Annotated in this window: 24 protein-coding genes; 6 read left to right on the top strand and 18 right to left on the bottom strand. The window is 34.3% G+C overall.

Features of this window, described 5'->3' with window-relative positions:
• Positions 1-3: 3 nt before the first annotated feature.
• From DRF58_RS02310 to DRF58_RS02275, 8 genes are all read right to left on the bottom strand, one after another.
• Entirely contained in the window at positions 4-312 is a 309-nt protein-coding gene (locus DRF58_RS02310) for a chaperone modulator CbpM (protein ID WP_379883761.1), read from the bottom strand.
• Positions 312-1229, bottom strand: coding sequence for a DnaJ C-terminal domain-containing protein (locus tag DRF58_RS02305; RefSeq protein WP_116032373.1), 918 nt, complete (start codon positions 1227-1229; stop codon positions 312-314). The genes DRF58_RS02310 and DRF58_RS02305 overlap by 1 nt, the downstream gene beginning before the upstream one ends.
• A 177-nt stretch (positions 1230-1406) precedes the next feature.
• Positions 1407-2729 (bottom strand): T9SS type B sorting domain-containing protein, encoded by a 1323-nt coding sequence (locus DRF58_RS02300; protein ID WP_123902346.1) that lies wholly within the window; start codon positions 2727-2729, stop codon positions 1407-1409.
• Positions 2702-5089: a hypothetical protein gene (locus DRF58_RS02295; protein ID WP_116032369.1), complete on the bottom strand. Its 2388-nt coding sequence runs from the start codon at positions 5087-5089 to the stop codon at positions 2702-2704. Before DRF58_RS02295 ends, DRF58_RS02300 begins: the two co-directional genes overlap by 28 nt.
• A gap of 127 nt (positions 5090-5216) precedes the next feature.
• Positions 5217-5756 carry a lipocalin family protein gene (locus tag DRF58_RS02290; RefSeq protein WP_116032367.1) on the bottom strand — a complete coding sequence of 180 codons (540 nt, stop codon included), beginning with the start codon at positions 5754-5756 and terminating at the stop codon, positions 5217-5219.
• Between the two features lie 117 nt (positions 5757-5873).
• Positions 5874-6206, bottom strand: coding sequence for a 2Fe-2S iron-sulfur cluster-binding protein (locus tag DRF58_RS02285; protein WP_116032364.1), 333 nt, complete (start codon positions 6204-6206; stop codon positions 5874-5876).
• A gap of 132 nt (positions 6207-6338) precedes the next feature.
• Positions 6339-7391, bottom strand: coding sequence for an NAD(P)/FAD-dependent oxidoreductase (locus DRF58_RS02280; protein WP_116032363.1), 1053 nt, complete (start codon positions 7389-7391; stop codon positions 6339-6341).
• A gap of 306 nt (positions 7392-7697) precedes the next feature.
• The gene (locus DRF58_RS02275) at positions 7698-8903 is read right to left on the bottom strand and encodes an RsmB/NOP family class I SAM-dependent RNA methyltransferase (protein WP_116032360.1); all 1206 of its coding nucleotides are present in this window, start codon (positions 8901-8903) and stop codon (positions 7698-7700) included.
• Positions 8904-9161: 258 nt separating this feature from the next.
• Between DRF58_RS02275 and DRF58_RS02270 the strand changes: the two genes are divergently transcribed.
• From DRF58_RS02270 to DRF58_RS02255, 4 genes are all read left to right on the top strand, one after another.
• A complete protein-coding gene (locus DRF58_RS02270) occupies positions 9162-9755 on the top strand; it encodes a TetR/AcrR family transcriptional regulator (RefSeq protein WP_116032359.1) in 594 nt (197 codons plus the stop codon).
• Between the two features lie 91 nt (positions 9756-9846).
• Positions 9847-11199 (top strand): TolC family protein, encoded by a 1353-nt coding sequence (locus DRF58_RS02265; RefSeq protein ID WP_116032356.1) that lies wholly within the window; start codon positions 9847-9849, stop codon positions 11197-11199.
• 78 nt (positions 11200-11277) lie between these two features.
• The gene (locus tag DRF58_RS02260) at positions 11278-12339 is read left to right on the top strand and encodes an efflux RND transporter periplasmic adaptor subunit (RefSeq protein ID WP_116032354.1); all 1062 of its coding nucleotides are present in this window, start codon (positions 11278-11280) and stop codon (positions 12337-12339) included.
• A gap of 7 nt (positions 12340-12346) precedes the next feature.
• Entirely contained in the window at positions 12347-15535 is a 3189-nt protein-coding gene (locus DRF58_RS02255; protein WP_116032352.1) for an efflux RND transporter permease subunit, read from the top strand.
• A gap of 322 nt (positions 15536-15857) precedes the next feature.
• On the opposite strand, the gene DRF58_RS02250 is transcribed toward DRF58_RS02255, so the two are convergent.
• Complete coding sequence (locus DRF58_RS02250) at positions 15858-16304, bottom strand: KTSC domain-containing protein (protein ID WP_116032349.1); 447 nt, start codon at positions 16302-16304, stop codon at positions 15858-15860.
• A gap of 207 nt (positions 16305-16511) precedes the next feature.
• Here DRF58_RS02250 and DRF58_RS02245 point away from each other — a divergent pair, with 207 nt between their 5' ends.
• On the top strand, positions 16512-16913 hold the full coding sequence (locus DRF58_RS02245) for an META domain-containing protein (protein WP_116032347.1): 402 nt from the start codon (positions 16512-16514) through the stop codon (positions 16911-16913).
• Positions 16914-16967: 54 nt separating this feature from the next.
• On the opposite strand, the gene DRF58_RS02240 is transcribed toward DRF58_RS02245, so the two are convergent.
• The 9 genes from DRF58_RS02240 to DRF58_RS02200 all read right to left on the bottom strand — a co-directional run bounded on the left by DRF58_RS02240 (position 16968) and on the right by DRF58_RS02200 (position 25530).
• The gene (locus DRF58_RS02240) at positions 16968-17210 is read right to left on the bottom strand and encodes a hypothetical protein (protein WP_116032345.1); all 243 of its coding nucleotides are present in this window, start codon (positions 17208-17210) and stop codon (positions 16968-16970) included.
• A 79-nt stretch (positions 17211-17289) separates the two neighbouring features.
• On the bottom strand, positions 17290-18621 hold the full coding sequence (locus DRF58_RS02235) for a hypothetical protein (protein ID WP_116032342.1): 1332 nt from the start codon (positions 18619-18621) through the stop codon (positions 17290-17292).
• A gap of 84 nt (positions 18622-18705) precedes the next feature.
• On the bottom strand, positions 18706-19278 hold the full coding sequence (locus DRF58_RS02230; protein ID WP_116032341.1) for a hypothetical protein: 573 nt from the start codon (positions 19276-19278) through the stop codon (positions 18706-18708).
• Between the two features lie 5 nt (positions 19279-19283).
• Positions 19284-20174, bottom strand: coding sequence for a 3-hydroxyacyl-CoA dehydrogenase family protein (locus tag DRF58_RS02225; RefSeq protein ID WP_116032338.1), 891 nt, complete (start codon positions 20172-20174; stop codon positions 19284-19286).
• A gap of 43 nt (positions 20175-20217) precedes the next feature.
• On the bottom strand, positions 20218-20991 hold the full coding sequence (locus DRF58_RS02220) for a hypothetical protein (RefSeq protein WP_116032336.1): 774 nt from the start codon (positions 20989-20991) through the stop codon (positions 20218-20220).
• A gap of 4 nt (positions 20992-20995) precedes the next feature.
• Positions 20996-21961, bottom strand: a complete 966-nt coding sequence (locus DRF58_RS02215) for a Gfo/Idh/MocA family oxidoreductase (protein WP_116032333.1) — start codon at positions 21959-21961, stop codon at positions 20996-20998.
• Positions 21962-22420: 459 nt separating this feature from the next.
• Positions 22421-23449 (bottom strand): Gfo/Idh/MocA family oxidoreductase, encoded by a 1029-nt coding sequence (locus DRF58_RS02210; RefSeq protein ID WP_116032331.1) that lies wholly within the window; start codon positions 23447-23449, stop codon positions 22421-22423.
• Between the two features lie 236 nt (positions 23450-23685).
• Complete coding sequence (locus tag DRF58_RS02205; protein ID WP_116032329.1) at positions 23686-24510, bottom strand: SDR family oxidoreductase; 825 nt, start codon at positions 24508-24510, stop codon at positions 23686-23688.
• Positions 24511-24582: 72 nt separating this feature from the next.
• Positions 24583-25530 carry a 3-oxoacyl-ACP synthase III family protein gene (locus tag DRF58_RS02200; protein WP_116032618.1) on the bottom strand — a complete coding sequence of 316 codons (948 nt, stop codon included), beginning with the start codon at positions 25528-25530 and terminating at the stop codon, positions 24583-24585.
• 191 nt (positions 25531-25721) lie between these two features.
• Here DRF58_RS02200 and DRF58_RS02195 point away from each other — a divergent pair, with 191 nt between their 5' ends.
• The gene (locus DRF58_RS02195) at positions 25722-26372 is read left to right on the top strand and encodes a protein-L-isoaspartate(D-aspartate) O-methyltransferase (protein ID WP_116032327.1); all 651 of its coding nucleotides are present in this window, start codon (positions 25722-25724) and stop codon (positions 26370-26372) included.
• Positions 26373-26537: the final 165 nt, after the last annotated feature.

Genomic DNA, 26537 nt, shown 5'->3' with positions numbered 1-26537 from the left:
TGGCTAAAAATCTACATCTTCCCAGTTTTCGAACTTAGAAACATTCTGCAGTAATTTTCGATTTTCATTTTTCAGCTCTTCCAGTTGATTCAGAAGCTTATGAATGATTTCGATTCCCGGGAGGTTGACATCCAAATCGTAATGCCAATTTGCAAAACGCTCAAGATGAGATAATTCTTCATAGACAATATATCGGATACTGTTTTCTGTTTCAGGATGCAATAATTCCGAATCAATTAACTGGTCGAGAAAAGTATAATCTATTTTATATAATCGGATAATTTCTTCTATGGAGATTCTTTCGTTCATCATTAAGAATTTTTAAGTTGTTGAAACAGTTCTTTTTGTTTATCAGTAAGATTGGTTGGGATTTTTACATTGTATGTCACATATAAATCACCAAATTCTCCTTCTTTTTTGTACACCGGAAAGCCTTTGCCTTTAAGTCTTACGGTTGTTCCGTTCTGAGTTTCAGGTTTCACTTTTAGATTTACAGAATTTTCAAGTGTTTGGATATTGACATCACCTCCTAAAATAGCGGTATAAACATCAATGTCAACGGAAGTTCTTAAGTTGTCACCTTCGCGTTGGAAATCTTTGTCTTCGGAAATGTTGAAAGTAATGTAAAGATCACCGTTTGGGCCTCCATTTATGCCAGGATTTCCATGACCTTTCAGTTTGATTTGTTGACCGTCATATATGCCTGCAGGAATTGTAATTCTTACTTTTTTTCCATTGATATCAAAAGTTTGCTGATGTGTTTTCGCAGCGTCTCTTAGATTGAGATTTAGTTCTGCAGAAACGTCCTGACCTTTGAATTTTCCGTTTGCACTTCCTCTAGAATTTCTTCCAAAACCTCCGCCAGCACCACCAAACATCGATTGGAAGAAATCTGAAAAATCTTCGCCTTCTCCAAAATCTGCTCCTGAAAATCCACTGCCAAAGTTTCCAGAATATTGCTGTTGTTGTCTCTGTTGTTGCTGTGCACGTTCATACTCTTCGCCGTGTTTCCAATGTTCGCCATATTTATCATACTTTGCACGATTTTCCGGATTACTTAGTACTTCATTTGCCTCATTGATTTCTTTGAATTTTTTCTCTGCTTCTTTATCGTTCGGATTCATATCTGGATGATATTTCCTAGCTAGTTTTCTGTAAGCTTTTTTGATGTCGTCAGCAGTAGCATTTTTCTCAATTCCGAGAATTTTATAATAATCTATAAACGCCATATTACCAATTGGTTTTTATCGTGATTTGGTTGTTCTAAGTTAGGGAATTGTTTTTCAAAAGGCAAATTGTAAATGTTGATTTTTAAGAGTAATTTTATACAATTTTACTGCACGTTCTAATTTGCTTTCTCATTTTATATTATTGAATTTGAAACGCGTATAATTTAATTTCAGAAATTAGTTTCGATTTTTTAGAAGAATCCATCCGCTTAGCACTTTATCTGGTAATGTCATAATATACCAATAGCTAGATGTAGGTAAAACTCTTCCATTATATTGTCCATTCCAAATAAATCTAGTGGTACTAGATTGTTCGTGAATCAATATTCCATTTCTGTCATAGATTTTAAGATTGGAAGGTTGATCTTGAAATACATCAAGATTATGGAAACTCCATTGGTCATTATAGCCATCATTATTAGGTGTTATTACATTATTTATCTTCACAGATAAGCCTTTTTTAGGGATGCCTAAACATTTAGAATCTTCGAATCTTACATAAAATGTAACAGGACCAGGTGGTATATTCTCAAAGATATTAGAAGCTTGCCAATTGATGCCATCCATTGAGTAAAGAATTTTCTTGCTTCCATTCGCGATTATCTGATAAGAATTGGCTCCGGTACCTAATAATTGAGTAATCACAGGAACTTCATAAGCGATGATGTCAAAGTACTCAGTATATTCGCATCCATTATCTATAGTGATGGTGAGAGAGTACTTACCTTCTGTTTTGATGTTATCGATATAACTGTCTTTTGAAATGATTTCTCCTGCTGGGTTTTTCCAAGTGTAAGATTTTGGAAGTAGATACGATAAATCTGGTTCTATTCTTATACCAACACCGGGACAGAAATAGTAGGCTGGTAATTCAAAAATAGGTGTGTTTTTTAAATTGATATTAATCTTTACCAATGCAGGACAATAACCTGTTTCTTCTACCTTTACAAAAATTACTGGAGGATGAACAATGTTGTCATATTGATAAGAAGTAGGCGAAACAATCTCGTTGACATTATTGTTTAAATCTGCCAAAGTTGGATAATAAGAAAAATTTGCAGTCTTACTGTTATGGATTTGATTTTCAAATTGATTTAGATTCAGAATTTCTTTTCCGTCATTCGCTTCATCACACTGTTCTAGTAGAAAAGTATCTTTCATTATAGGTACAGACGAATTTATAATAAAATCAATTGTAGAGGGTAATGTATAACAACCAGAGAGGTTTTCTACTAATACCCAGATTCTATTTGGAAAAGGATTTGGAGAAAAATTTTCAGGATCTTTAATCGGATTATTACTCAATACATCTGCCGGAGTCAAGTAGAACATAAAATGATTTTCTGGATCTGGCTCACTCACCATCCGGTCTGTGTAATCTTTTAATAATAAATTGACTTGAGGAGTTCCATCCAAATTACTATCACAAACTCGGATGCTGGAAGGAATGGCTTTGGGAGGGAAATAAGTTTTCAAAACAATAGGTGCAACGAGTAGCAATGGGTATTTTTTGATTGGAATCTTGCCCAGAACGTAACGGTATTATAGTTTGTTGTTTGAAAATTGCTAATTGTAGAAGTGCCAAGGTTTGCATTTTCTTGATTTTCATAAAAGGTGACGTCCATATCTGCAAGTAGATCTGAATTTTGGGACGCAGGGAACATCTCTGATTTGGCATCGTTGAGGTCGTATGTTTCACCATAATCATAACCTTTGTCACATTTTGAAATGATACCAGGTTTTAGAGTAACTGTGGGGAGAAAATCAAAGTTGATTGTAATTTTAGCAATTGCAAAGCAAGCACCTCTTGCTACCTTTACATATACATCTGTATTTTTTGATATAGAAAAGCCTGCTGGATTGGAAATCATATTTCCTAATGTGTTATTAGAGGCATTATAGCTTAAGTAATAACTGAAACTAAATGATTCTGTTCCAGCGTAGATGTCTTTTTCGTGTTGCGTTAAGTCGTAAGTTTCTACATCATCATTATTATTATCGCAAATATCTCCCAAATTTACGGTTATCGATTCTTTTGTAAGAAAAGGACTTGGTATGAGTTTAAGGGTGATTGGGTATACTCGGTAGCAATCTCCATTAAAAGCTTTCATGTCTAAACGTGCATATACAACAGCTGGTGAATTGGTATTTGTAAGTTGAAATGTTGTAATTGCATTAGTGTTATTATTAGCATCCGAAGCATTTTGGAAATAACTTAAAGTTACTGGTTGGGAACCGGCTATTCGATTGTTTAAACTGCTCAGTAAAACCGTTTCTTCTCCATCATTTTCGAAGTCACAAATATCTTGATCCTGCACAGCCTGGGGATTACGAAGTTCTATGGTGATTTTTTTAACGGTGTAACAACCGGCAGCATTTTCGAAACGGACATAATAAACATAAGTAACCAGATTAACATCATCTATAATCGTTTGGATTGCTGGTATTGATGTGCCGATGTTTGGTACTGTTGCATCTGCCAAATTGGTGTAAAATGTAACATTGCTGATTTCGGAAATTGTTGTGGTTAGCATTTCTGGATAGATCGTGCTTAGATCAATTGTAACGTCCTCTGTACCATCAAAGCATAAGATTTTTTTAATATCTATAGCTTCAATTTTATCCAGAAAAGTAATGTTCATATTGACGATTCCTACAGAATAGCAACCTTTGGGGTTGGTAACTCTTGCGTAAACAACGTAAGATCCTTCATGAATATCAGTAATGCCAGAACCCGCACCTGCTTCGGCTGCAGCTAAAGATTGATAAAATTTTACATTCATCGTGGGATCTGTTGTTATGAGAGGCTTAACCAGCGTGCTCCAATCAAAAGTTTCTGTATTATCGGCATTATTATCACAAACTGTGTAGCTGAAGTTAACCGGCGTATTTATTACCGGCGCACTTCCACTTTGATCATAAGTTACATCGATACTGTCGGTAAATTTATAGTTGGTGTTGCATAAAGTATAGTTGAGAGTTACAGTATAAACATCTGATTTACTTGGGCATGCATTGATTGTAGCAGTAGATCCTACAAGCTGATTTGCCGAGTTTCTCCAAAAAATGCTTGGTTGTATCTGATTGCCATTTGGGCTAAATTTCCAACTCTCGTTGCCAGATTGCCAAATTTCTGCGTTTCTTCCTAGAGGCGATACACCCTCGGTTCCAGATGCATTCATAATTCCTATCAAAGATTCTTTGAAACGTGCGGTTGTACAAGGAAAAGGCTTGTTTTCTACAATGACATCTATTTCGTTAGAAAACTCCGATAATACAATTTGGAAACTAGAGGTTTCTGCGCAACCTGCCAGTTTGGCTTTATAAAAGTTAATAACAAATTTTCGGCAAGGCGAGCTTCCTATAACTTCGTAATAAATCTCAGAATCATCAGTATCCGAAAAAATCAAATCCTGCATAATCCCAAAAATTGAATTTTGTGGTAAAGAAGAATTAGGATTGCTACCTAAGATATTGGGATTGCTTGCCAAGCCAGCTTGTAACGTGTCAAAAGTAAGAAAGCCGTTGGTGCTTATGACTATCTTATTATATTTGGAACCATAAAAATAAAAATTGAAAGGTAGAGGAATGATGTCTGAAAAAGTATCATCAGTTTTAGCATTTAATGGAGTGCCTTGATCAAACGGGATAACGGGGGCATAAGTTGAGCTTGCGACTTGATAAGAAGTCGTAAGATAACTCTTCGGAACATTGGTTGTTAGCTCTACGCATCCACCGGTTGCACAACTCAAATGCACAGAGGTATTGCCGGAAATATCAGTTGCAGTTATATTAGGACAACTTTGAGAATATAAAAGTTGTGTTGTAATAAAACTAATCAATAGTAGTAACTGTTTCATGCTAGAACCTCTAAATTTTTAACTAAATTAATCAAATTGTCTTAATATTAGCTATAATATTTTAGGTTAAAACTATTGCGTGTTTTATAACTATTTGGTTTACAATGATAAGAAAGTATGTTTTTATTTAGTTTTGTTCAACCCAAACTAAATTATTAATATCATAGCCAATCAATTTTGCTTTCTCAAAAAATTGAGTTTTGATATCTTGTGGAATTGTTTTTTCGCGAGACAAGATCCATAAGTAATCTAGGTTTTTTCCTGCAACCAGGGCATATTTGTAATCTACCAAATCAATCACATTATAAGCTGCCCAAAATGGTTTGAAGAAAGAAACTTTTAATCTAGCCTCGTTTTCTGTGTTCACAAATTTTGCTTCACCAATGCTTTGTTTCCATTCTTTTTTCACGTAATCATAACCTTTGTTATCAACTTTAATGGTGCCATCGGGGTTTTTGGAATAGGTTGCCGTAACTTGATTTAGGTTTTTTTCAAATTTAAAATCAAAGCGTGCAATCTCGTACCATTTGCCCAGATATTTTTCTGAATCGAAATCTTGAATTGCTGTTGCGTTTTGAGGAATTCTCACAGAATAGGATTCGAAAATTAAGATTCCCAAAATTCCAACAGAAACTGGAATTGCTATTTTTAGAAAAGATCTTTTCATAATTATATTTATTTAAAACTCAATTCAAAAATGATTCCAATAAAAAGTCTATTAAATGAAAGAGAGAAAAAAACAACAGCTTTTTCTCTCTCTCTCTCTTATTTAATTATATAACTTCTAATATTCCGGAGCTAATTCTATAACAAGTCCTTCCAATTCTGGTGTTACAGGAATTTGACAACCTAATCTACTGTTAGGCTTCACATTAAAAGCTTCTGCAAGCATAGCCTCTTCATCTGGCAACATCTCCGGAAGTGGGACATTTTCACTTAGCACATAACATTGGCAAGAAGCGCACATGGCCATTCCTCCGCAGATTCCGATGGTTCCTTCTTCTGCCAATTCGTAGGCACGGACAACTTCCATAATGCTCATTGCCATATCTGTTGGTGCAGGAATTGTGTGAGAAACGCCTTCTCTATCTATGATTGTAATATTAACGTCTGACATTTTGCAAAGATAAGAGATAGATTTTAGAAAAAGATGTCGGATGTTAGATTTTGATTGATAGTTTCAAACTAAAGTATAAAAAAAAGAGGATTACGAAAACCCTCTTTTAATTTATGTATGAAGTGAAAAATTCTAATCAATAGATTTGACAACCGCTTTTTCAGCTTCTTTTCTAGTTCCATCGAAACCGTCCACACCACTTACGGTAGTATATTTTAAAACGAATTTTTTACCTGGATTAAGTCTATTATAAACACTTTGAACCATCAATGTAGCTTCGTGGAAACCACAAAGAATCAATTTTAATTTTCCGGGATAAGTATTAATATCACCAATGGCGTAGATTCCATCAACATTGGTTTGGTAATCTAATGCGTTGTTTACTTTGATCGCATTTTTTTCGATTTCCAATCCCCAATCCGATAATGGACCTAACTTAGGAGTCAATCCAAATAATGGAATAAGGTAATCTGTTTCCAAGATTGATTTTTCACCATCTTTTTCAATTTCGATTCCAGTTAATTTATCATCACCAATTAGTCCTGTAACTTCAGCAGGTGTAATCAGGTTGATTTTTCCTTGACGTTTAAGTTCAGTTACTTTTTCTACTGAATCTAATGCACCACGGAACTCATTTCTTCTATGAATCAAAGTCACTTCAGAAGCAACATCTGCTAAGAAAACCGACCAATCCAAAGCAGAATCTCCACCTCCGGCAATCACGATTTTTTTGTCACGGAACATCTCCGGTTCTCTTACGAAATACTCGACACCATTTTCCTCGAACTTATCGATGTTTTCCAACTCTGGTTTTCTTGGGTCAAAACTTCCCAAGCCACCAGCAATTGCAATGGCTTTACCTTTAATTTTTTCACCGCGACTTGTAGTTACAATGAAGTCTCCTTCTTCGGTTTTTTCATAGCTCACAGCTTTTTGAGCTAATGAAAATTGAGGTTCAAATTGTTTGATTTGTTCCATCAGGTTATCAACCAATACACCAGCATCTACACTTGGGAATCCAGGAATGTCAAAGATTGGTTTCTTTGGATAAAGTTCTGTTAATTGTCCACCAGGTTGTGGAAGAGCATCAATCAAGTGGCATCTCAATTTCAGTAATCCTGCTTCAAAAACGGTGAAAAGTCCTGTTGGACCAGCACCTACTATAATGATATCTGTTTCAAACATTTATAAGAATTTTGGAAATGCAAATTTAATCATTAAATCTGACTTTAGAATGAGTCTAAAATATGATATTGATTAGATATATTATTAAATTTATAAAGAAGTATTATTAAAGCGTTTTATAATATATGTCTAACAAAAAAAGAGACTCAATTGAATCTCTTTTTTTATGTTAAAAAAATATAATTTTTTTTTAAAAATACAAATAATAATGTGTCTTATAAAAATAAGTTTTAGATTTGTGCTTTCATCATTTGTGTTTTTTTAATCCTTGAGGATATTCATTTCCTCAAGGATTATTTTTTTTTTTTATCCATTTCGTTTTATTAACGCCATATAGAATCCATCATATCCTTCGCTAGGCATTATTTTTTCATCTTTAATAAGAGTATAATCTGGATTGTTTTTTAAGAAAGTCTTTACTTGTTCATTATTTTCTGATGGTAGAATAGAGCAGGTTGCGTAGATCATTTGTCCTCCTTTTTTCAGGATTTTGGAATAATCCTGTAAAATCTGCTGTTGTTCACCTTTGATTCTATCAATGAACGCTTGGTCTATTTTCCATTTAGAATCAGGGTTTCTTTTCAAAACACCAAGACCAGAACAAGGGGCATCTATTAATAATCTATCTGCTTTCTCGTGCAATCTTTTGATAACTTTGTTATCGGTAATAGTTCTTGTTTCTATATTGTGTGCGCCAGCTCTTTTTGCACGTCTTTTTAGTTCAGCTAATTTCCATTCGTAGATGTCTAGTGCAATGATTTGACCTTTGTTTTTCATCAAAGCTGCCAAATGCAAAGTTTTTCCACCGGCACCAGCACAAGCATCCACAACACGCATACCTTCTTTTACATCTAGCAATTGCCCAATTTTTTGAGAACTTGCATCTTGCACTTCAAACAACCCATCTTTGAAAGCTGAGGTCAAGAAAACATTTTTCTTTTCAGCTAACTGAACAGCATCTGGATAATTCTTGATCGTGAAAGCTTCTACATTTTCGTCATTCAAATCAGCGATTAATTCTCTTGGTGTAGTTTTAAGAGAGTTGGTACGTAGAACTGTTGGCGCTTGCTCGTTAAGTGCTAGCATTTCTCTTTCCCAGTTTTTTCCTAGTTCTTTTTCAAGCGTTTCTGCTAACCAATCTGGGATAGAGTATTCTATTGCTTTTGTTGGAACTGTTCCCTTTTTTAACTTGGTAAGGATGTCTGCCACTTTGATTCCGTCAAATTCTTCAAATTTTTTATAATGTGTTTTGCTCCAAAGTAGGTAAGCAAGAATCATTTTGTAAACATTGTTAGGTTTTACACCTTCTCCCATGTAGTACTCCAAGCGTTTTTTCCAACGGATGATATTGTAGAAGATCTCGGAAACCACTTTACGGTCTTCGCTTCCCCATTTTCTGTGAGATTTTAAAAGTCTTTCTATGACTTTGTCGGCGTATTTTCTGTCTTCGAAAAATGTTTCTTGAAGCGAGTCGTGAATACCAATTAAAAGATTACGGTGTATGAGTTCCATTGATGATTATAAAAATTATGGGTTGTCTAGATTTCCAATTTTAGGATTTTATACTTTTTGGAAACCTATTTTATAGATTTTGCAAAGTTACAGATTTTAAGTTTATAATAGAAGGGTAATTCTTGTCCTATGAAAAGTGTAATAGAAAAGCACAATGTTAATTTTGTATTAAATTTTCAATTTTGTTTAATATTAATGTTTAACAATTTTGTCAAAAAATAAAAATAGGATACATTTGCACAAAATTGTTTAACAAAAATGTCGAAACAAGAAAAAAAAGATCAAATGCAAGAGTTAATAAAGGAAACGGCTAAGAACCTTTTCTTTGTTCAAGGACGATTTGATGCTACAACACAAGAGATTGCGGATGAAGCAGGTGTCAATAGGACATTGATTAATTATTATTTCAGATCTAGGGATAATCTAATTCAGATTGTTTTTGAGGATGCGCAAAGAGTGGAAAAAGAAAAATCAGAAATTATTATGAGGTCTGATTTACCATTTAAAGAAAAAATCACACAATTTATAGAGGGTAGCTTATCTACAAGTCTTCAGTATCCATATCTTGAAACCTATATTATTTCTCAGATTAATAAAGGAAGTTGTCAGAAAAAGGATATCCAATCAGAAGATTTACAAAATCTTTATAAAGATATTGAAGTAGAGATGGGTCTTGGAAATATTGAAAAAATTGAACCTGTTCAGTTTTTATTTAATATGATTTCTCTTCTTGTTTTTCCTAGCGCAGCAAGACCTCTAATAAAAGATAATATGATGATAAGTGATGAGGAATTTGATAGATTAATTTCTGAAAGAAAAGATATCATTCTTAATATGCTTTTTAAAAATTAAAAAAAAATCCTAAAGTATTTTAAAAAATGAATCGTCCTTTAGGAGTAAAGAGTTATAAAAGAAAAATTAAAAATAAACGAAGTAATAAATTATGAATAGAAAACTTAAAACTGCAAATCGCCTCAAGTTTGGGATAGCTGCAGCATTTATGATTTTCGGCTCTTCTTCTGCATTTGCACAGCAACAGATTTCTTTGCAAGAAGCAATCAAACAAGCTTTGCAAAATAAAGCTGAAGCCAAAAAAGCTGATTTACAAGTTAAAAAAGCTGAATATAAAATTGCCGAAGCTAGAGCTGGTGCTTTGCCACAGATAAGTGCTACTGCAGGCTTGACATATAATCCAATCATCCAAGAATCACTTTTGGAATTTGGAGGTGAAAGAATTAGAGCACAATTGGGTCAACCTTGGGCGTCTCAGGCTGTGGTAACATTGAACCAAGCTATTTTTGATCAAAGAGTTTTTACCGGTCTTAAAGCAGCCAAATCTACAAGAGAGTTTTATGTTCTCAATGCACAACTTTCCAATGAGCAGATTATTGAAAATGTAGCAACTGCTTATTATCAGGTTTTTGTTCAGGAAGAGAATCTTAAAACTTTGAATGTAAGTTATGCTAACACAGAAAAAGTTAGAAATGTTATCAAAAGCTTAGTAGATAATGGTTTGGCAAAAGGAATTGATCTGGATAGAACCAATGTACAATTAACTAATATCAGTGCAAGCAGACAGCAATTGGTGAATGCTGTTGAACTCTCTAAAAATTCTTTGAAGTTTTATATGGGTGTTCCGATTGATAAACCTATCGAGTTGGAAGAAAAATCTATCGAGCCAAGACCAGAATTGATTGCTGGTAATGTGAATTTGGATGATCGTACAGAAATTAAAGTTCTTAATAAAAACAAAGAACTTCTTCAGTATAATCTAAAAGCTACAGAAGCTTATCTCTATCCAACGGTTGGATTGACTGCAAACTATGGATGGGCAGGAATGGGTAAGAAATTTCCTTTAACAAATGGATTGAATAATGGCGTTCTTTGGAGTGACTATTCAGCGGTTGGTTTGAATATCAATATTCCGATTTTTACTGGTGGCGCTACCAAATCAAAGATTCAGCAGGCAGAAATTGATATTTTAGATCTTGAACAGGATATTCAAAGTACGCAGTTGAGCTTGAGTTTAGATTACAAAAATTCGATTGCTAATATGGAAAATTCTATTATCAATATAGAAAGTATGAAGAATAATATGTCTTTGGCTGAAAAAGTACAAAAAGATACACAAGCTAATTATCAATATGGATTGGCAACTTTAACAGAAGTTCTTGATTCTGAAAATGCACTTACAGATGCCAAACAGAATTATACAACAGCATTATTAGATTACAAACAAGCTGAAATCAAGTTGATAAAAGCGAAAGGTGAACTTAATACTTTACAAAATCCATAATATCTCAATTGACAAAAAATAAATTACAAATGAAATCTTATAGATTCCATTTGTCATTAAAAAAATAAATTATATCAAATGAAAAAAACTTTAATATATATCATCGTTGCAGCTGTTCTAATAGGTTTGGCTGCTTGGAAAATTACTGACAACAAGAAAAAACAGGAAACTGAAGTAAAAGAAGTTGCAAAGCAGGTTGACAAAATTAATGTTAACGTGATTACCGCTTCTCGTGAAAATATCGATACAGATTATTCAGCCAACGGAACATTTATCCCAAAACAAGAGTCCAAGCAATCTTCAGAAATTTCTGGTCGTATTGTGAACGTTTTGGTAAAAGAAGGTTCTAGAGTTGGAGCAGGACAAGTTTTGGCAACCATCAAAAGAGATGCAATAGAAGTGGATGTGACCCAGGCTCAGAATAATTTGCAGAATGCCATTATTGATAACCAGCGTTATGAAAACGCATATAAAACAGGTGGTGTTACAAAACAACAGCTTGATAATTCAAGATTACAACTGAAAAACGCTCAGGCTGCATTGAGAGCACAAGGCGTAAGAGTAAATGATACCAGCGTAAGAGCAGGAATCAGTGGAACGATTAACAAAAAAATGGTGGAGCCGGGAATGGTGGTTTCTCCTGGAACAGCGCTGTTTGAAATCGTTAATATCAATTCTTTGAAATTGTCTGTTTTAGTTGATGAAAGCCAGGTGGGAAGAATCCAAATAGGGCAAACAGTAAACATCAATGTTAATGTTTTACCAGAAGAATCTTTTGCTGGTAGAATTACTTTCATTGCGCCTAAAAGTGATGCTTCTCTTAATTTTCCAGTAGAAATCGAAGTTCAAAACAGAGGAAACCTAAAAGCCGGTATGTACGCAACAGCAGTCTTCAAAACCAATCATGGTGCTGAAACTCAAAATATGTTAACTGTTCCTGCAGAAGCTTTCGTAAATGGAGTTAGCTCAGGACAATTATTTGTTGTGAGCAACGGAACTGCAAAATTAATTAAAGTTCAAACCGGAAAAGTTTATGGTAATAAAGTCCAAATTCTAAGCGGACTTAACGGTGGTGAGCAAGTCATTACCAGTGGACAAATCAACCTAGACAACGGTTCAAAAATCAATATCGTAAAGTAAGCAGAAGATGAAGTTAGCAGAAATATCCATTAAAAGACCATCGCTCGTTATCGTATTATTTACGATTCTGACATTGGGTGGTTTGTTGAGTTACTCTATGATGGGGTACGAGTTGATCCCGAAGTTTGAAACCAATGTTGTAACTATTTCTACGGTATATCCCGGAGCTTCGCCAAGTGAGGTAGAAACTTCGGTAACCAGAAAAATTGAGGATGCGGTTGGTTCTTTGGAAAACGTGAAGAAAGTAGAGTCATCTTCTTACGAAAGTTTATCCGTGATCTCCGTAACTTTGAACACAGGAGCCGATGTAAACTATGCGTTGAATGATGCGCAAAGAAAGGTAAATGCTATTTTAGCAGATCTTCCAGATGATGCAGATCCGCCTTCGTTGCAGAAATTCTCATTGGACGATCTACCAATCATGACCTTAAGTATCACCAGTGATAAGTTGAATAACAAAGATCTTTACGACCTTTTAGATAAAAAAATAGAGCCTATCTTTTCTCGTGTAAATGGTGTTGCAGAAGTTGATCTCGTAGGCGGACAGGAAAGAGAAATTCAAGTAAGTTTGGATGAAAAGAAGATGCAAGGCTATGGTCTTGCCATTGCAGATGTACAACAGGCGATTCTTTCTTCCAACCTAGATTTCCCGACAGGCGCCTTAAAGACCAGAACTTCTCGTTCTACTATCAGACTTTCTGGGAAATACAAAGATGTTGCAGAGATGAACAATCTTGTAGTTTCTAACAAAGACGGAGCGCAGGTTCGTTTGTCCGATATTGCAACGGTTTTTGATACTCAGAAAGATGTAGAAAAAGTAGCAAGATTCAACCAGAAGTCTACTATTTTGATGCAGATTAAAAAACAATCTGATGCCAATGCGGTTTCGGTTTCAGAATTGGTGCAGGAGACAATTGGTACGGTTCAGAACAGTTATAAAGCTCAAGGTGTTAAAATTAATATTGTAGATGATACAACAGAATTTACTTTAGAAGCTGCAAACCATGTAATATTCGATTTATTCTTGGCGATTATTTTGGTTGCTATAGTAATGTTATTGTTCCTTCACAACATCAGAAATGCCTTTATTGTAATGGTTTCGATTCCTGTTTCGTTGATTGCAACGGTGATTGGGATGTACTTGATGGGATATACCTTAAACTTGATGAGTTTATTGGGACTTTCACTCGTTGTAGGTATTCTTGTGGATGATGCGATTGTGGTTTTGGAAAACGTTTACCGTCATATGGAGATGGGGAAAAGCAGAATCCGTGCAGCCTATGACGGAGCTTCGGAGATTGGATTTACTGTAACAGCAATTACCATGGTAATCGTGGTGGTATTCTTACCAATTGCAATGAGTTCTGGATTGGTTTCTGATATTTTAACGCAGTTCTGTGTAACCGTGGTTATTGCAACATTACTATCATTGTTGGCATCATTTACAATTATTCCTTGGTTGTCATCAAGATTTGGAAAACTGGTGCATTTGACCGGGAAAAATCCATTTGAGAAATTTATTCTTTGGTTCGAAAAACAATTGGAAAAATTTACACACTGGATTAGTGGAATCTTAGAATGGTGTTTGAAATCAACATTAAGAAGAATAATGACTGTTATTGTAACGTTTATGATTTTAATTTCTTCCTTTATGTTGGTAGCATTTGGATTCATTGGAGGAGAATTCTTACCTAAAATAGATAGAGGACAGTTTCTTGTTCAGATGGAATTACCAAAAGATGCTTCTGTAGAAAAAACCAACCAAGTAACTCTTGCGGTTGAAAAATATCTGAGAGAAGATAAAGATGTAGTGGATATGATTACAACAGTTGGTCAGCAGTCCACAGGTTTTGGTGGTGCGCAGGCTACTTTGTATCAATCCGAGATTCAGGTAATCTTAGTGGATAAATCTGAACGTAACGAAAGTACAGATATCAAATCGGCTAAAATCAAAAGAGCTCTTGAAGAAAAATTCACCGGAGTTGAGTTTAAAACAGCACCAATCGGATTAATGGGAGCAGATAATGCACCAATCGAAATGGTTGTAACAGCTCAAGATAACGAAACTGCAAACAAAGAAGCGAATAGAATCCTAGAATTACTTAAAAAAGTGCCTGGTTCTGTAGATGCAGAATTGTCAACTGACTCAGGAAGTCCGGAAGTTCAGGTGAATATTGATAGAGATAAAATGGCTTCTTTAGGCTTAAATCTTTCCAGTGTAGGGCAAACGATGCAAACAGCATTCAGTGGAAATACAGATGGAAAATTCAGAGCCGGAGAATATGAATATGACATCAATATCCGTTTTGGTGATGCCAACAGACAGTCTATTGATGATGTTAGAAACATGATGTTTACCAATCCTCAAGGTGAACAAATCAGATTAAGTCAATTCGCTGAAGTGAAAATGGGATCTGGACCAAGTTTGCTAGAACGTAGAGACAAAGCACCTTCTGTAAAAGTAAAATCTAAAGTTGTAGGTCGTCCTGTGGGTGATGTAGCCAACGAATGGGCAGCGCAGTTTATGGATAATGAAAAAACAAAACCAGCTGGTGTAAGCTATATCTGGAGTGGTGATATGGAAAACCAGACCGAAGGTTTCGGTACTTTAGGAATCGCATTATTGGCGGCTATCGTATTGGTTTATTTGGTAATGGTTTCCTTATATGACTCGTTTGTTTATCCATTTGTAGTATTATTCTCAATTCCATTGGCATTGATTGGGGTAATGGTGATCCTGGCAATTACAGGAAACTCATTAAACATCTTTACAATGCTCGGTATGATTATGTTGATTGGTTTGGTAGCGAAGAACGCGATTATGATTGTCGATTTTGCTAATATGAGAAAAGCCGCCGGAGCTACCACGCACGACGCTTTGATTCAGGCCAACCACGCCCGTCTTCGTCCGATTTTGATGACAACCATTGCGATGATTTTCGGTATGATTCCAATTGCGATTGCAAAAGGAGCAGGAGCGGAGATGAACAACGGATTGGCTTGGGTAATCATCGGTGGTTTGACATCATCATTATTCCTAACCTTGATTATCGTACCGGTAGTGTACTCTTTATTCGATTCAATGTTGAGAAGAATGGGTAAAGATGAAAAAGTAGATTATGACGCAGAAATGAAAGCAGAATATGAGCACAGAGAACTAAGTGAAGACGGATTTACGCCTAAACACGTAGATTAATCTCAATTTAATTTAACCTTGAAACCGTATCAATTTTTTGATGCGGTTTTTTTGTTTTTAATTTAGAGTTTGTTTAAAAATTATGAAAAATATTTAGTCACAAAGTCACAAAAGAAAAATCAAAAAAAGAAAATCTTTCAGAGAGCAAAAAAGCTAACATTTGAAGCCATTATCCTTATTTGAACTTTGATAAACTTAAGGGAAATTAAAACTTTGTGACTTTTGTGGTTTTCGAAACAAATTTAAACAGGCTTTGAAGGATATAAATAAAAAAGACTCTCAGAAAAATCTGAAAGCCTCAATATATTTTAAAATAGAAAGATTAATCGGCCATTGCCTCGCCAGACTTTCTGTAAATGAAATTACCATAGATGTGTCTTCTTGCGAAACGACTTGGTGAATCTGAGTTAACCATTTTGATGTAAGTATTTCTTGGAACACCGATATATTCGAACATTTGTCCATTCAAGTGCTGAACAGTCAAAATCGATTTCTCCAGATAAAAATCCTGAATAATAGAATTGGTAATAGTTTCTGTGTATTCTTCTTTATATTTTTCCTGAGTTTCCTCGTGGATGCTAACAAGAAAATGATAAGCTTCTATTACAGATTTGCTTTTTTCTTCAGCTTCCAGTTTTCCAGCTTCGTTATTTACAAATTTATCAGGATGTGTGTCCTTCATTGTATTTCTATAAATAGTCTTCAAATCCTTCAAAGTTGCAGTTTTATCAATACCAAGAAGCTTGCGGAATTCTCCTATTTTTTTCATAATCTAATTCTTTATCGGGCGCAAAAGTAAGTTATTAAAAATTAAAAATGCTAAGTTGTTCATTATTAATTTATTAATTGATAGATTTTGTTTTCATTAATGCGAAATTAGTATTAACTCTTTATATTTACTTTTTTAAGTCTAATCTGTATGAATATTATGTTAAGGAATAAAATCTTATCTTTGAAAAAGTAATTATTAAAAAAAATGAAAAAGCTTTTTTTAACAACCATAGTGGCTCTCACAGTTGCTTCTTGTACAAGCAGATTAGGAAATACATCCAAAATTGGAAAACATCAGGCTACGGTTACGGGAACGCAATGGGTTTTAGCAGATGATGTTGCCAACAAACCAACATTATTGATTGAGCAGAACAAAATTTCTGGAAATGCAGGTTGCAACAACTATTTTTCCGAAGTTATAATAGATACATCTGCGGGTAATTTTTCTACAAAAAATATTGGTTCTACAAGAAAAATGTGTAAAAATATGACCGCAGAAACTAGCTATCTCAGCGTTTTGCCAGAAGTGAACAAGTACGTTGTTACAGAAACAACATTGGAACTTTACAAAGACAATCTACTATTGTTGAAGTTTAATAAACAATAATAATTTAAAAATAAACCCATAAAAAAAGGAACTCAATTTTGAGTTCCTTTTTTTTTATTCTTCGTCTTCCTCGTCCTCGTACTTAGCAAGTTCTTCATCACACCATTTGAAGGCTTCTTCTACAACTTTCGTAGCCTCGTTAGCTACAGTTTCTTCATCATCTCCTTCCAAGTCATCCAACCATTCTACATCCTCTTCTTCTACGTTAAGGATGAAACGTGGGTACTCTGTGTGTACTACAAAAAGATCTTCTGGAAAATCAGAATTGTCGGCTAATAAAAACTTAGGTAATTTCATAATATAAAATTTTAAAATAAATCAGAGTATTTGTGACTATCACTCTATGGTTCAAAGATAGAAAAAATCCCGAAAACTATTATTGATAATTATTTTTTTTGATATTGATTTTCTTTTCTACTTTATACCGCGTTAATGTATTATTTTTCAATGTGTCAGATGGTTTGAAGGTGATCTGTATTTTAGGATTCACTGTGCTGATTAATTCAGCAGTTTGTCCGTCATTATCCATTTGGTCTTTTACAAAGAACTTAAGCTCTTCATCCATCATGTTTTCATTTTCTAAAAATTGAGTTATCGATTTTCTATTCTCAAGATAATCTCCTTTGGATAACCAACTAAAAACAAAACCTGTCATTAAGCTCATAAAAGCAATACCATAAGTAGTATCACTTAATATTAAAAATAATTTTTTGAAGAAAACCATCCAAACTCCAATAGAAAATGGCGCCAGTAATCTATAATCAATAGGGTTTACAGAATAAACATATTGAATAAAGTAAGATAAAATAATGGTGACCAATGAAACCATCAAAATGAATTTTTCGGTCTCGGAAAGTTTGATTTTAATAAAAAGAAAGACCATTAGAATGATGGTTAATAAACCGATCCCATAAATTGGGTAATTGATAATTCCACCATTTGGGTCTGCAATATGAATGAAGGGATTAAAAGTTGTTGCCAAACCTTGGAGTAATTCTAATAATAATTGAGAGGTAGGTTTTAAGCCAATTTCCAAAAACGAATTGATGTAATCTTTGTTAAAATAATCGATGAATGTTATTTTATAAAGTCCATAAAAACCAATTCCTAAAACTCCTGAAATAACAAACGATTTCCAATAATCTTTTCCTATGCTCATCAATCCAAAAACAATGCTCCCGACGCAGAAAAATAATGCGCTGTAACGGACATTAATCAGAAGAATCAATAACAATGTAAGATAAAAAATACTCTGTCTTGGGCTGATTTTGTTTTCAATAATTTGATGAGCTGTGAAGAGTAATAATATGACGAAAGGAAGTGTCAAAGCTTCGGCCATTGTAAAAGAAAAAATACTCACAAAACTGAACAATGCAGACGTAATCATCAGTTCTTTGAAGAAAAACTGCTTCTTGTAAGTAAAAATTAAAATAAAAGTATAAGCCAAAAGTCCCACAACTTTGCTACTCCAGAAATCATCTATCCCAAAAAAGGTAAAAAACTTGATGAAAAGCGGATAGCCCAATGGTGCAGTCGTGTTATCTATGATTGGGAATATCGCAGATTGTCTCATATATCGTATAGAATCTGGACTTACACGGCCTTTTTCGTTCGATAAAAATCTGAAAATAATCATCCCATAAGTAATTGTAATCAATAGAAATTGAAGGATTTTCTCGTTTTTTGAATTAAGCTTTAAGGAAATCATAGTTTTTTAAAAAAAATAAATGTCAGAATCAAACCTGATTCTGACAAAGTTATTAATCGTAATCTGAAATTACTAATTTCAAATTTATTCTTTATAAAGCCTTTTTTTCTCTGCGAGATAATAGCTTGTGTCTTTATCTATGTAAGTCGAAAAAACATTGCCAAGATTGTCGAAATAAGCTTTTGGTAAAACCATTTTCTTCTTGATGGTTGGGATTTTAATCAACTTTGTTTTTTTGTTGTCGAAATAATTCCATTCTCCGATATAAGTATTGGTAAGTAAATTAACGCTGGATTCTCCGCTGCCATCATTATTGGCTGGTCCAAACTCATAGCGTTCCATCCCAATCAATCGCATTTTTCCGATTTCTTTTTCATAACGAAACTGATAAACATAGCCAGCTCGCATCTGGTTGAGTTTTACTTTGAAACCATTTTTAGATTGATCAAAAAAGATCTCTCCAGAATCTTCAAATTGATTAGACGATATTTTCTTGAATTTCTGAGAAGAAAGCTGATACACAACCGCTCCATTATTAGAATCCAGATATACTTTATCCTTAATATGATCACCATCAAAATCAGCAGAAAGCATTTTTTCCTGAGCAAAAAATAATGATGGAAAATTAAGAAGTAGAAGAAACTTTTTTGAAAACATAATGTTTACTTTAAGAACATTTTCGAAACTTTCTCCGCTTTTTTACTTTCAGAATAATCGTAGAAACCCTCGCCGGATTTTACGCCTTTTTTACCAGCCATTACCATGTTGACGAGAAGTGGATTGGGGGCATATTTAGGATTTTTGAAACCGTCGTACATGACGTTTAGAATGGCTAGGCAAACATCAAGACCTATAAAATCTGCCAATTGCAAAGGTCCCATTGGATGTGCCATTCCCAGTTTCATAACTGTGTCAATTTCTTCCACACCTGCAACGCCGTTGTAAAGCGTTTCAATCGCTTCGTTGATCATTGGCATCAGGATTCTGTTGGCAACAAATCCAGGATAGTCGTTCACTTCAACCGGAACTTTTCCAAGATTTTTTGACATCTCAAAAATGGTGTCAAAAGTCTCTTTCGAGGTAGAATAACCTTTGATGATTTCTACCAATTTCATGATAGGAACTGGATTCATAAAGTGCATCCCAATGACTTTTTCTGGTCGTTTGGTTGCCGCAGCAATCTGTGTGATAGAAATGGATGAGGTATTGGTTGCTAAAATACAGCTCTCAGGAGCTAACTCATCAATTTGAGCAAATATTTTCAGCTTTAATTCCAGATTTTCTGTTGCAGCTTCTACGATAAGATTGGCATTTGGAGCTGCATCTTTTAAGTCTGTAAATGTTGTAATGTTGCCAAGCGTACTTGATTTTTCTTCTTCTGTAAGATTTCCTTTGGCAATGATTCTGTCAAGATTACTTGTGATGGTTTTTAGTGCTTTATCAAGATTTTCTTGTTTCACGTTTACCAAACTCACTTGGAATCCGCTTTGAGCAAAAGTATGAGCAATCCCATTTCCCATAGTTCCTGCGCCTATTACAACAATGTTTTTCATATTATTAATTCAAGATTTAATATTTAAAATTCAAAATTTTGAGTTAGTTGTTTTTAATTTTGAAAACTCTTTTAAAAATACCAAACTTACAATCAGAACAAGTTTCTACGATTGCATTTCTGTTTTTGATATGATTGAAAATCTTTTGTTCATCAGTTTCTAACTCAATTAATTCTTTGCGCAAAAGATACTGAATTTGATCATATCCCCACATTTGTTTTTCAGGATTAAATGATTTCATCCAATTCACATAACTTTCAACATTACTTAGTTTTTCCAATTCTAAGTCAAACATTTTTTCCTCTTTACTTCCAGAATAACCACAATAATCTCCGTAAACATTTTTTGTTATAATATCATCAATAAATTTTTTTTGAGAATAATTGGTTTTATAAAAAAGATTATGTTTAACAATATAATCATTGATTCCAGAATCTAATTTGCTAGAAATTTGTTTTTCTTCATCTTTATATTGGGCATAATCTACAATTTTTCCCACTTCTTTTCCATGAAGATAGAATAAAAAGATAAAGACATTTCTTCCTTTTACATATTGTATGTCAAAAGGGTAAGAGAATCTTAATTCGTAAATGCTTTCAGTTAAACCAAAATCAAGTAATCGTGTAACAGAATGATGATATTCTTGGATATCGGTGATTTTTTCAAATTTCGTATTCTTTATATTCTGAATTTTGATTGAATCTGAACTGAAAACAAAATTTTCAAATTCTTTTTTAGCAACTTCATAGTCATCATCTTGACAATATAAATTACCAAAAGAAAGTAATATTAATAAAAGAAATAACTTCTTAAACATCAATTTACTTAGTAATCAACCTCACAATCTCCAGCGCCACTTTCAACGCCTCAGTCCCATCTTCCAAAGAAACCTGAACAGGAACATCATATTCGATTGCATTGGCGAAACTTTCTAATTCATCTAAGATTGCATTATTCGGTTGGATATTTGGATATTCGAAAAGAATTTGGTTTTTCTCGCCTTCCGCATTTTCGATAATCATATCAAAATCAGACGGATTTTCTGGTGCAGGTTTCATCCTGATAACTTCAGCTTTTTTCTCCAAGAAATCAACAGAAACGTAAGCGTCTTGTTGGAAAAATCTAGATTTTCTCATCGCTTTCATAGAGATTCTGGAAGTTGTAAGGTTAGCCACACAACCATTTTCAAACTCAATTCTCGCATTGCAGATGTCTGGCGTTTTGCTCACGACAGAAACACCGCTGGCGTGGATCTCTTTTACTTTGGACTTAACCAAACTCAACAAAATATCCAAATCGTGAATCATCAAATCCAAAACCACAGAAACATCTGTCCCTCTAGGATTGAACTCCGCCAATCTGTGAATCTCGATAAACATTGGATTTTTAATATAATCTTTCGCTCCAATAAAAGCTGGGTTATATCGCTCAACGTGACCTACTTGAGCTTTGATTCCGAATTCTCTACATCGCGAAAGGATTTCCTCCGCTTGTTCCAGAGTTTGTGTTACAGGTTTTTCGATGAAAAAATGAATGCCTTTTTCAATCGCTTTTATCGCATAATCGTAGTGATAGACAGTTGGTGTCACAATATCCAGCATATCGATTTCTTCTAACAAATCTTCGAAGCTTTCAAAATATTTGTATCCAAATTCTGCTGCTAGTTTTCGTCCGTTTTCTGCGTCTTTATCGTGGAAACCAACGAGTTCATATTTCTCAGATTGATTCAGTAATCTCAAATGGATTTTCCCCAAATGTCCAGCTCCTACAAGTCCTGCTTTTATCATATGTTGATTTAGATTATTGTTATGGTCATATGCAATCGCTAAAATTTTATCGGTATTTGCATTTCCGAATTACGGCGATTTCATAACTCATTTTGTTAAAGTCGTAAATTTAAGAATTAAAGGAACTCAACATAAAAAAAGACTCAGAATTTTTTATGATTCTGAGTCTTGTCATTAAAACTGCGAAGCAGTGATATATTGGTAGAAATGATTGAGAGCCTGTTTAAATTTTTATCAGAAATGATTTTACAACCACATAGACACATAGCTTTTATTAAAATAAAGAAAAAATAGGAAAAATTGTGCTTCTATTTTTTCTTTTTAGCACTTAATATTGAGATTTTCTATGTGACTATGTGGTTTTTACTAATTTTAAATAGGCTCTGAGAGTTTCAAAAAAGTGCGAAGCACCGAAATAATGGTGTTGATATATTCAAAAATTTCTTTAAACATTTATTTTTACAAATCAACAGCACATCCTTTCTCGGAACTTTCTTTCGCTGCTTCAATCACTTTCATTGTATGGTAAGCTTGTTTCGCAGTTACTGGAACTTTCTTGTCATTCACAATTGCATTGTAAAGGTCATCGTAGAAATCCAGATAATTCCCTTGAAAGGTTGGGAAGTTAACAACTCTGTCATTGTAAACCAAAAGTCCGGTTTTGTCCTCAGGTTCGGTTCCCCAACTGTCACGATTCGGTATTTTTCCAAGTTTTAATTCATCTTCTTGGATGTCTGCTCTGTGTTTTAAGAAACTTCCTTTCTTGCCGTGGAAAACGTAAGAAGGTGTCATTTCTTTAACGAAGAAACTGGCTTTTAATCTTACACGTTTGTCAGGATAATAAAGCAGAATGTCAAAATAATCATCAATCTGAGTGTTATCTCTCGTTTTTCTGATATCAGCAAAAACCTTTTCTGGATTTCCGAATAATGTCAAAGCTTGGTCAATCACGTGAGAACCAAGATCCATCAAGATACTGGCTCCTGGATTTCCGTTTTCTTTCCACGCTTTCGGACTCAACTCTGGATTATATCTTTCGAATCGGATTTCCGCTTCTACTATTTCTCCAAGATATTCTTCTTCCAACACCTTTTTCACAGTTCGGAAATCGCTGTCATATCGTCGGTTTTGATACACGCAGAGTTTTAGATTTTTTTCTTTTGCAAGTTGATGCAGTTCTTCCGCTTCACCAGAAGTTGTTGTGAAAGCTTTTTCTACCAAAGCATGTTTTCCAGCTTCCAAAACTTTCTTTGTGAATTCGAAATGTGTATCAATTGGCGTATTAACTACAATTAATTCTGCATCACTTTCCAAAACTTCTTCCAAAGAATCAAAACTTTTAACATTCGGATAATCGGTTTGTATATTTTTTTTGCTTCGTTCGTAAGCGCCTATTAATTTGAAACCATCGTTTACTTCAAGAAATGGAGCGTGAAATAATTTTCCAGAACCGCCATAAGCCAACAAAGCAGTCTTTATCTGTCTCATAAATTTTAAAATAATTTTGATGATGCAATTTAACTAAATAAAAATTCAAGCCACAAAATTGCAACTTGAATCTTTATCGAAATATTTTTTAATGAATTTAAATCTATGAAAGGCTTCGAGAGCCTCAGCCTGACATTACTGAAAATAAACTGTAGTTTAGATTTGCCAGTCTGAGCGGAGTCGAAGACTTCCTATAAACTCTCCAACACCCCAACTCTCTAACACTCGAACCCAATCTATCCCATAATATGAAAACCACCATCCACGTGACGGATTTCACCTGTGATTCTGGTTTCTTTTCGGAAAAGATGAACAATCTCGTGAGCCAAATCTTCAGGAAGTGCATTTCCAAGCGGACTGATTCTATTGGCTCTTTCAACATCTTCAACTTTCAAAGTAGCATTACCTGCTTTACTTCCCATAAAAGGTGAAAATCTAATCGCATTGGCACGGATTCCATATTTTTTTCCGAGCTCGTAAGCCATTTCAATCGTTAGTCTTTCAAGCGCAGCTTTCGCAATACTCATATTGATATAAGGAAAAAACGAAACTTTCTCCGCGGCAATGTAGCTTAATGAAACAATAGAAGCTCCATTTTGCAAAACTTCATTCGCAAGTAAAGCGTGACAAAGCGTAACTAGAGAAAACGCAGACACATTCATCGTGTCATTGAATTCTTCCGCTGTTACTTCCAGCATTGGTTTTACAGCTTTGTTTCTAATGGTTTTGTCCATTGCAATCGCGTGAAGAAAACCATTTAGCTTAATATCTTTCGTTTTCAAGTCATCAGCAAAATAGTTTAAACTTTCTGGTAAAGTCACATCAAGTGGAGCAGTATAAACATCGTCGCCTAAAACTTTTTTGCAGGCATTTTCGAAGTCTTCATAATTTTTATTGAGGAAAGATTCTGCTTTTTCAGAAAGGTTTTTGTGAAAAGGAGTTACACCTAATCCTGTACAAATCACTTTTCCATTGTTGGAAAGGATTTTTTCAGCGGTTGTCATTGCAAGAGAATTTTCATCTGCAATTCCGGTAATAAGGAAAGTTTGATTATCTAACATATTGCTAATTAACAATTAATAATTAAAAATTAATGAATTATCTTACGCTTTATAAAGTGCTGTCCCCCAAGTTCATCCGGAACCAACAGCTGCAAAAAGTAAAAGATTACCAGGTTTTATACGGCCGCTTTTATAAGTCTCATCCAGAACAATTGGGATTGTTCCGCCGGAAGTGTTGGCATATTTATCCATATTCGTCATTACTTTTTCGAATGGGATATTGGTTTTTCTAGCGGTTTCTTGTAAAATTCTAATACTTGGCTGATGAGGAATCACCCAATCTACATTATCAGAAGTCAGTTTGTTGGCATCTAAAATTTCATTAATTGTCTCAGGCAAAACTCTAGTTGCAGTTTCAAAAACTTCTTTACCGTTCATTTGGAAATAATGGAGTTTTTGCTTCAAAGTTTCTTCCGAAGCTGGCATTTCTGAACCGCCTGCAGGAATATTAAAATGGTATTTTCCGGTTCCGTCTGCGTGAAGTTTGAAATCCATAAAACCTTTATCTTCAGTCGTAGCCGATAGCAAAATAGCTCCAGCGCCATCGCCAAAGAAAACCGAATCTTTTCTTTCCCAGTCGGTAATCGTTGAAAAAGTATCAGCGCCAATCACAAGCACATTTTTATACATTCCTGTTTCAATGAACTGACAACCAATTGCAATTCCATAAAGGCCACCAGAACAAACTGCAGAAATATCAAAAGCCACAGCTTGAGGCGCTTCCATTTTTTCCTGAACAAAACACGCTGTTGATGGTGCTTGTCTGTCTGGGGTAGAAGTGGCAACAATAATCAGGTCGATATCTTTTGGTGTGACGTCTGTATTTTCCAGAGCTCTCAAACCTGCTTTATAAGCCAAATCGCTGGTGACTTCACCTTCTGCAATTCGGCGTTCTTTGATTCCCAGGTTTTTAAAAATCCACTCGTCGGAAGAACCTACTTTTTCGAAAAAATCATTTTTTAAAATTTTTGGAGGAACATAAGATCCTGTCCCTTTGATGTAAGCTCTTAATTTCTGCATAACATTCATTTGTTCATTCAATTAATTGAAATAATATTTAAGTTTTTAATAAAAAAACAATCAAATTTATAAAGTTTAATCTAATTAAGGTTTTGATTTTTAATAAATTTTTAAAATAATGATTCTTGCTTGGATTTTAAATTTTTCCTTCCGAAATTGCAGACTAGATTTAAAAACCTCTAATTAGAATAATGAGAGATACTTACGTTCACAAAGGCAAAAGAAAACAATTAATAGATTATCTTCATCAGAAAATCGGGATTACCGATTCTTTTGTTCTGGGTGCAATGAACGAAGTGCCAAGACACCTTTTCATAGAAAGTGTTTTCGAAGATTATGCCTATGAAGACCGCGCTTTTCCTATTGCTGCGAAACAAACTATTTCTCATCCTTCAACGGTTGCCGAGCAAACCGAATTGCTAGAAGTCAATGAAGGTGAAAAAATTTTAGAAATTGGAACAGGTTGTGGTTATCAGACTGCCGTTTTGATCCAAATGAAAGCTTTGGTTTACACGATTGAACGTCAAAAGGACTTGTACAATTTTTCTACTAAGATTCTGCGAGAATTGAATCTTAGACCAAAATTTCAAAGTTTCGGAGACGGTTTTGCTGGTTTACCAACATTTGCCCCTTTTGATAAAGTTCTCGTAACGTGTGGCGCGGAGATTCTTCCAACCGAACTTCTGAAACAATTAAAAGTTGGCGGAAAAATGGTAATTCCGTTAGGGAAAACGGATGAGCAGGTTCTTTATCGATTTACGAAAATATCGGAAACTCAATTTGAGAAAGAGGAATTTGGCGTTTATAAATTTGTTCCGATGCTTCAAAATAAATCTTTCTAACCACAAAAACTCAAAGTTTACACAAGGCTCACTAAAATTTGTGTTCTTTTGTTGAATCCTTTGTGCCCTTTAGTTTGCAAAATAAAAAATACAAGATTAGATTTATAATTTAAAAATCATTCACAAGAAACAGGGTGAACCATTTTGTGTCAAAGGTATCAAGAC

Origin of the sequence: Epilithonimonas hispanica, assembly GCF_003385395.1 — a bacterium.
GTDB classification, from domain to species: domain Bacteria; phylum Bacteroidota; class Bacteroidia; order Flavobacteriales; family Weeksellaceae; genus Epilithonimonas; species Epilithonimonas hispanica.
This window is presented reverse-complemented; position numbering and strand designations above follow the sequence as displayed.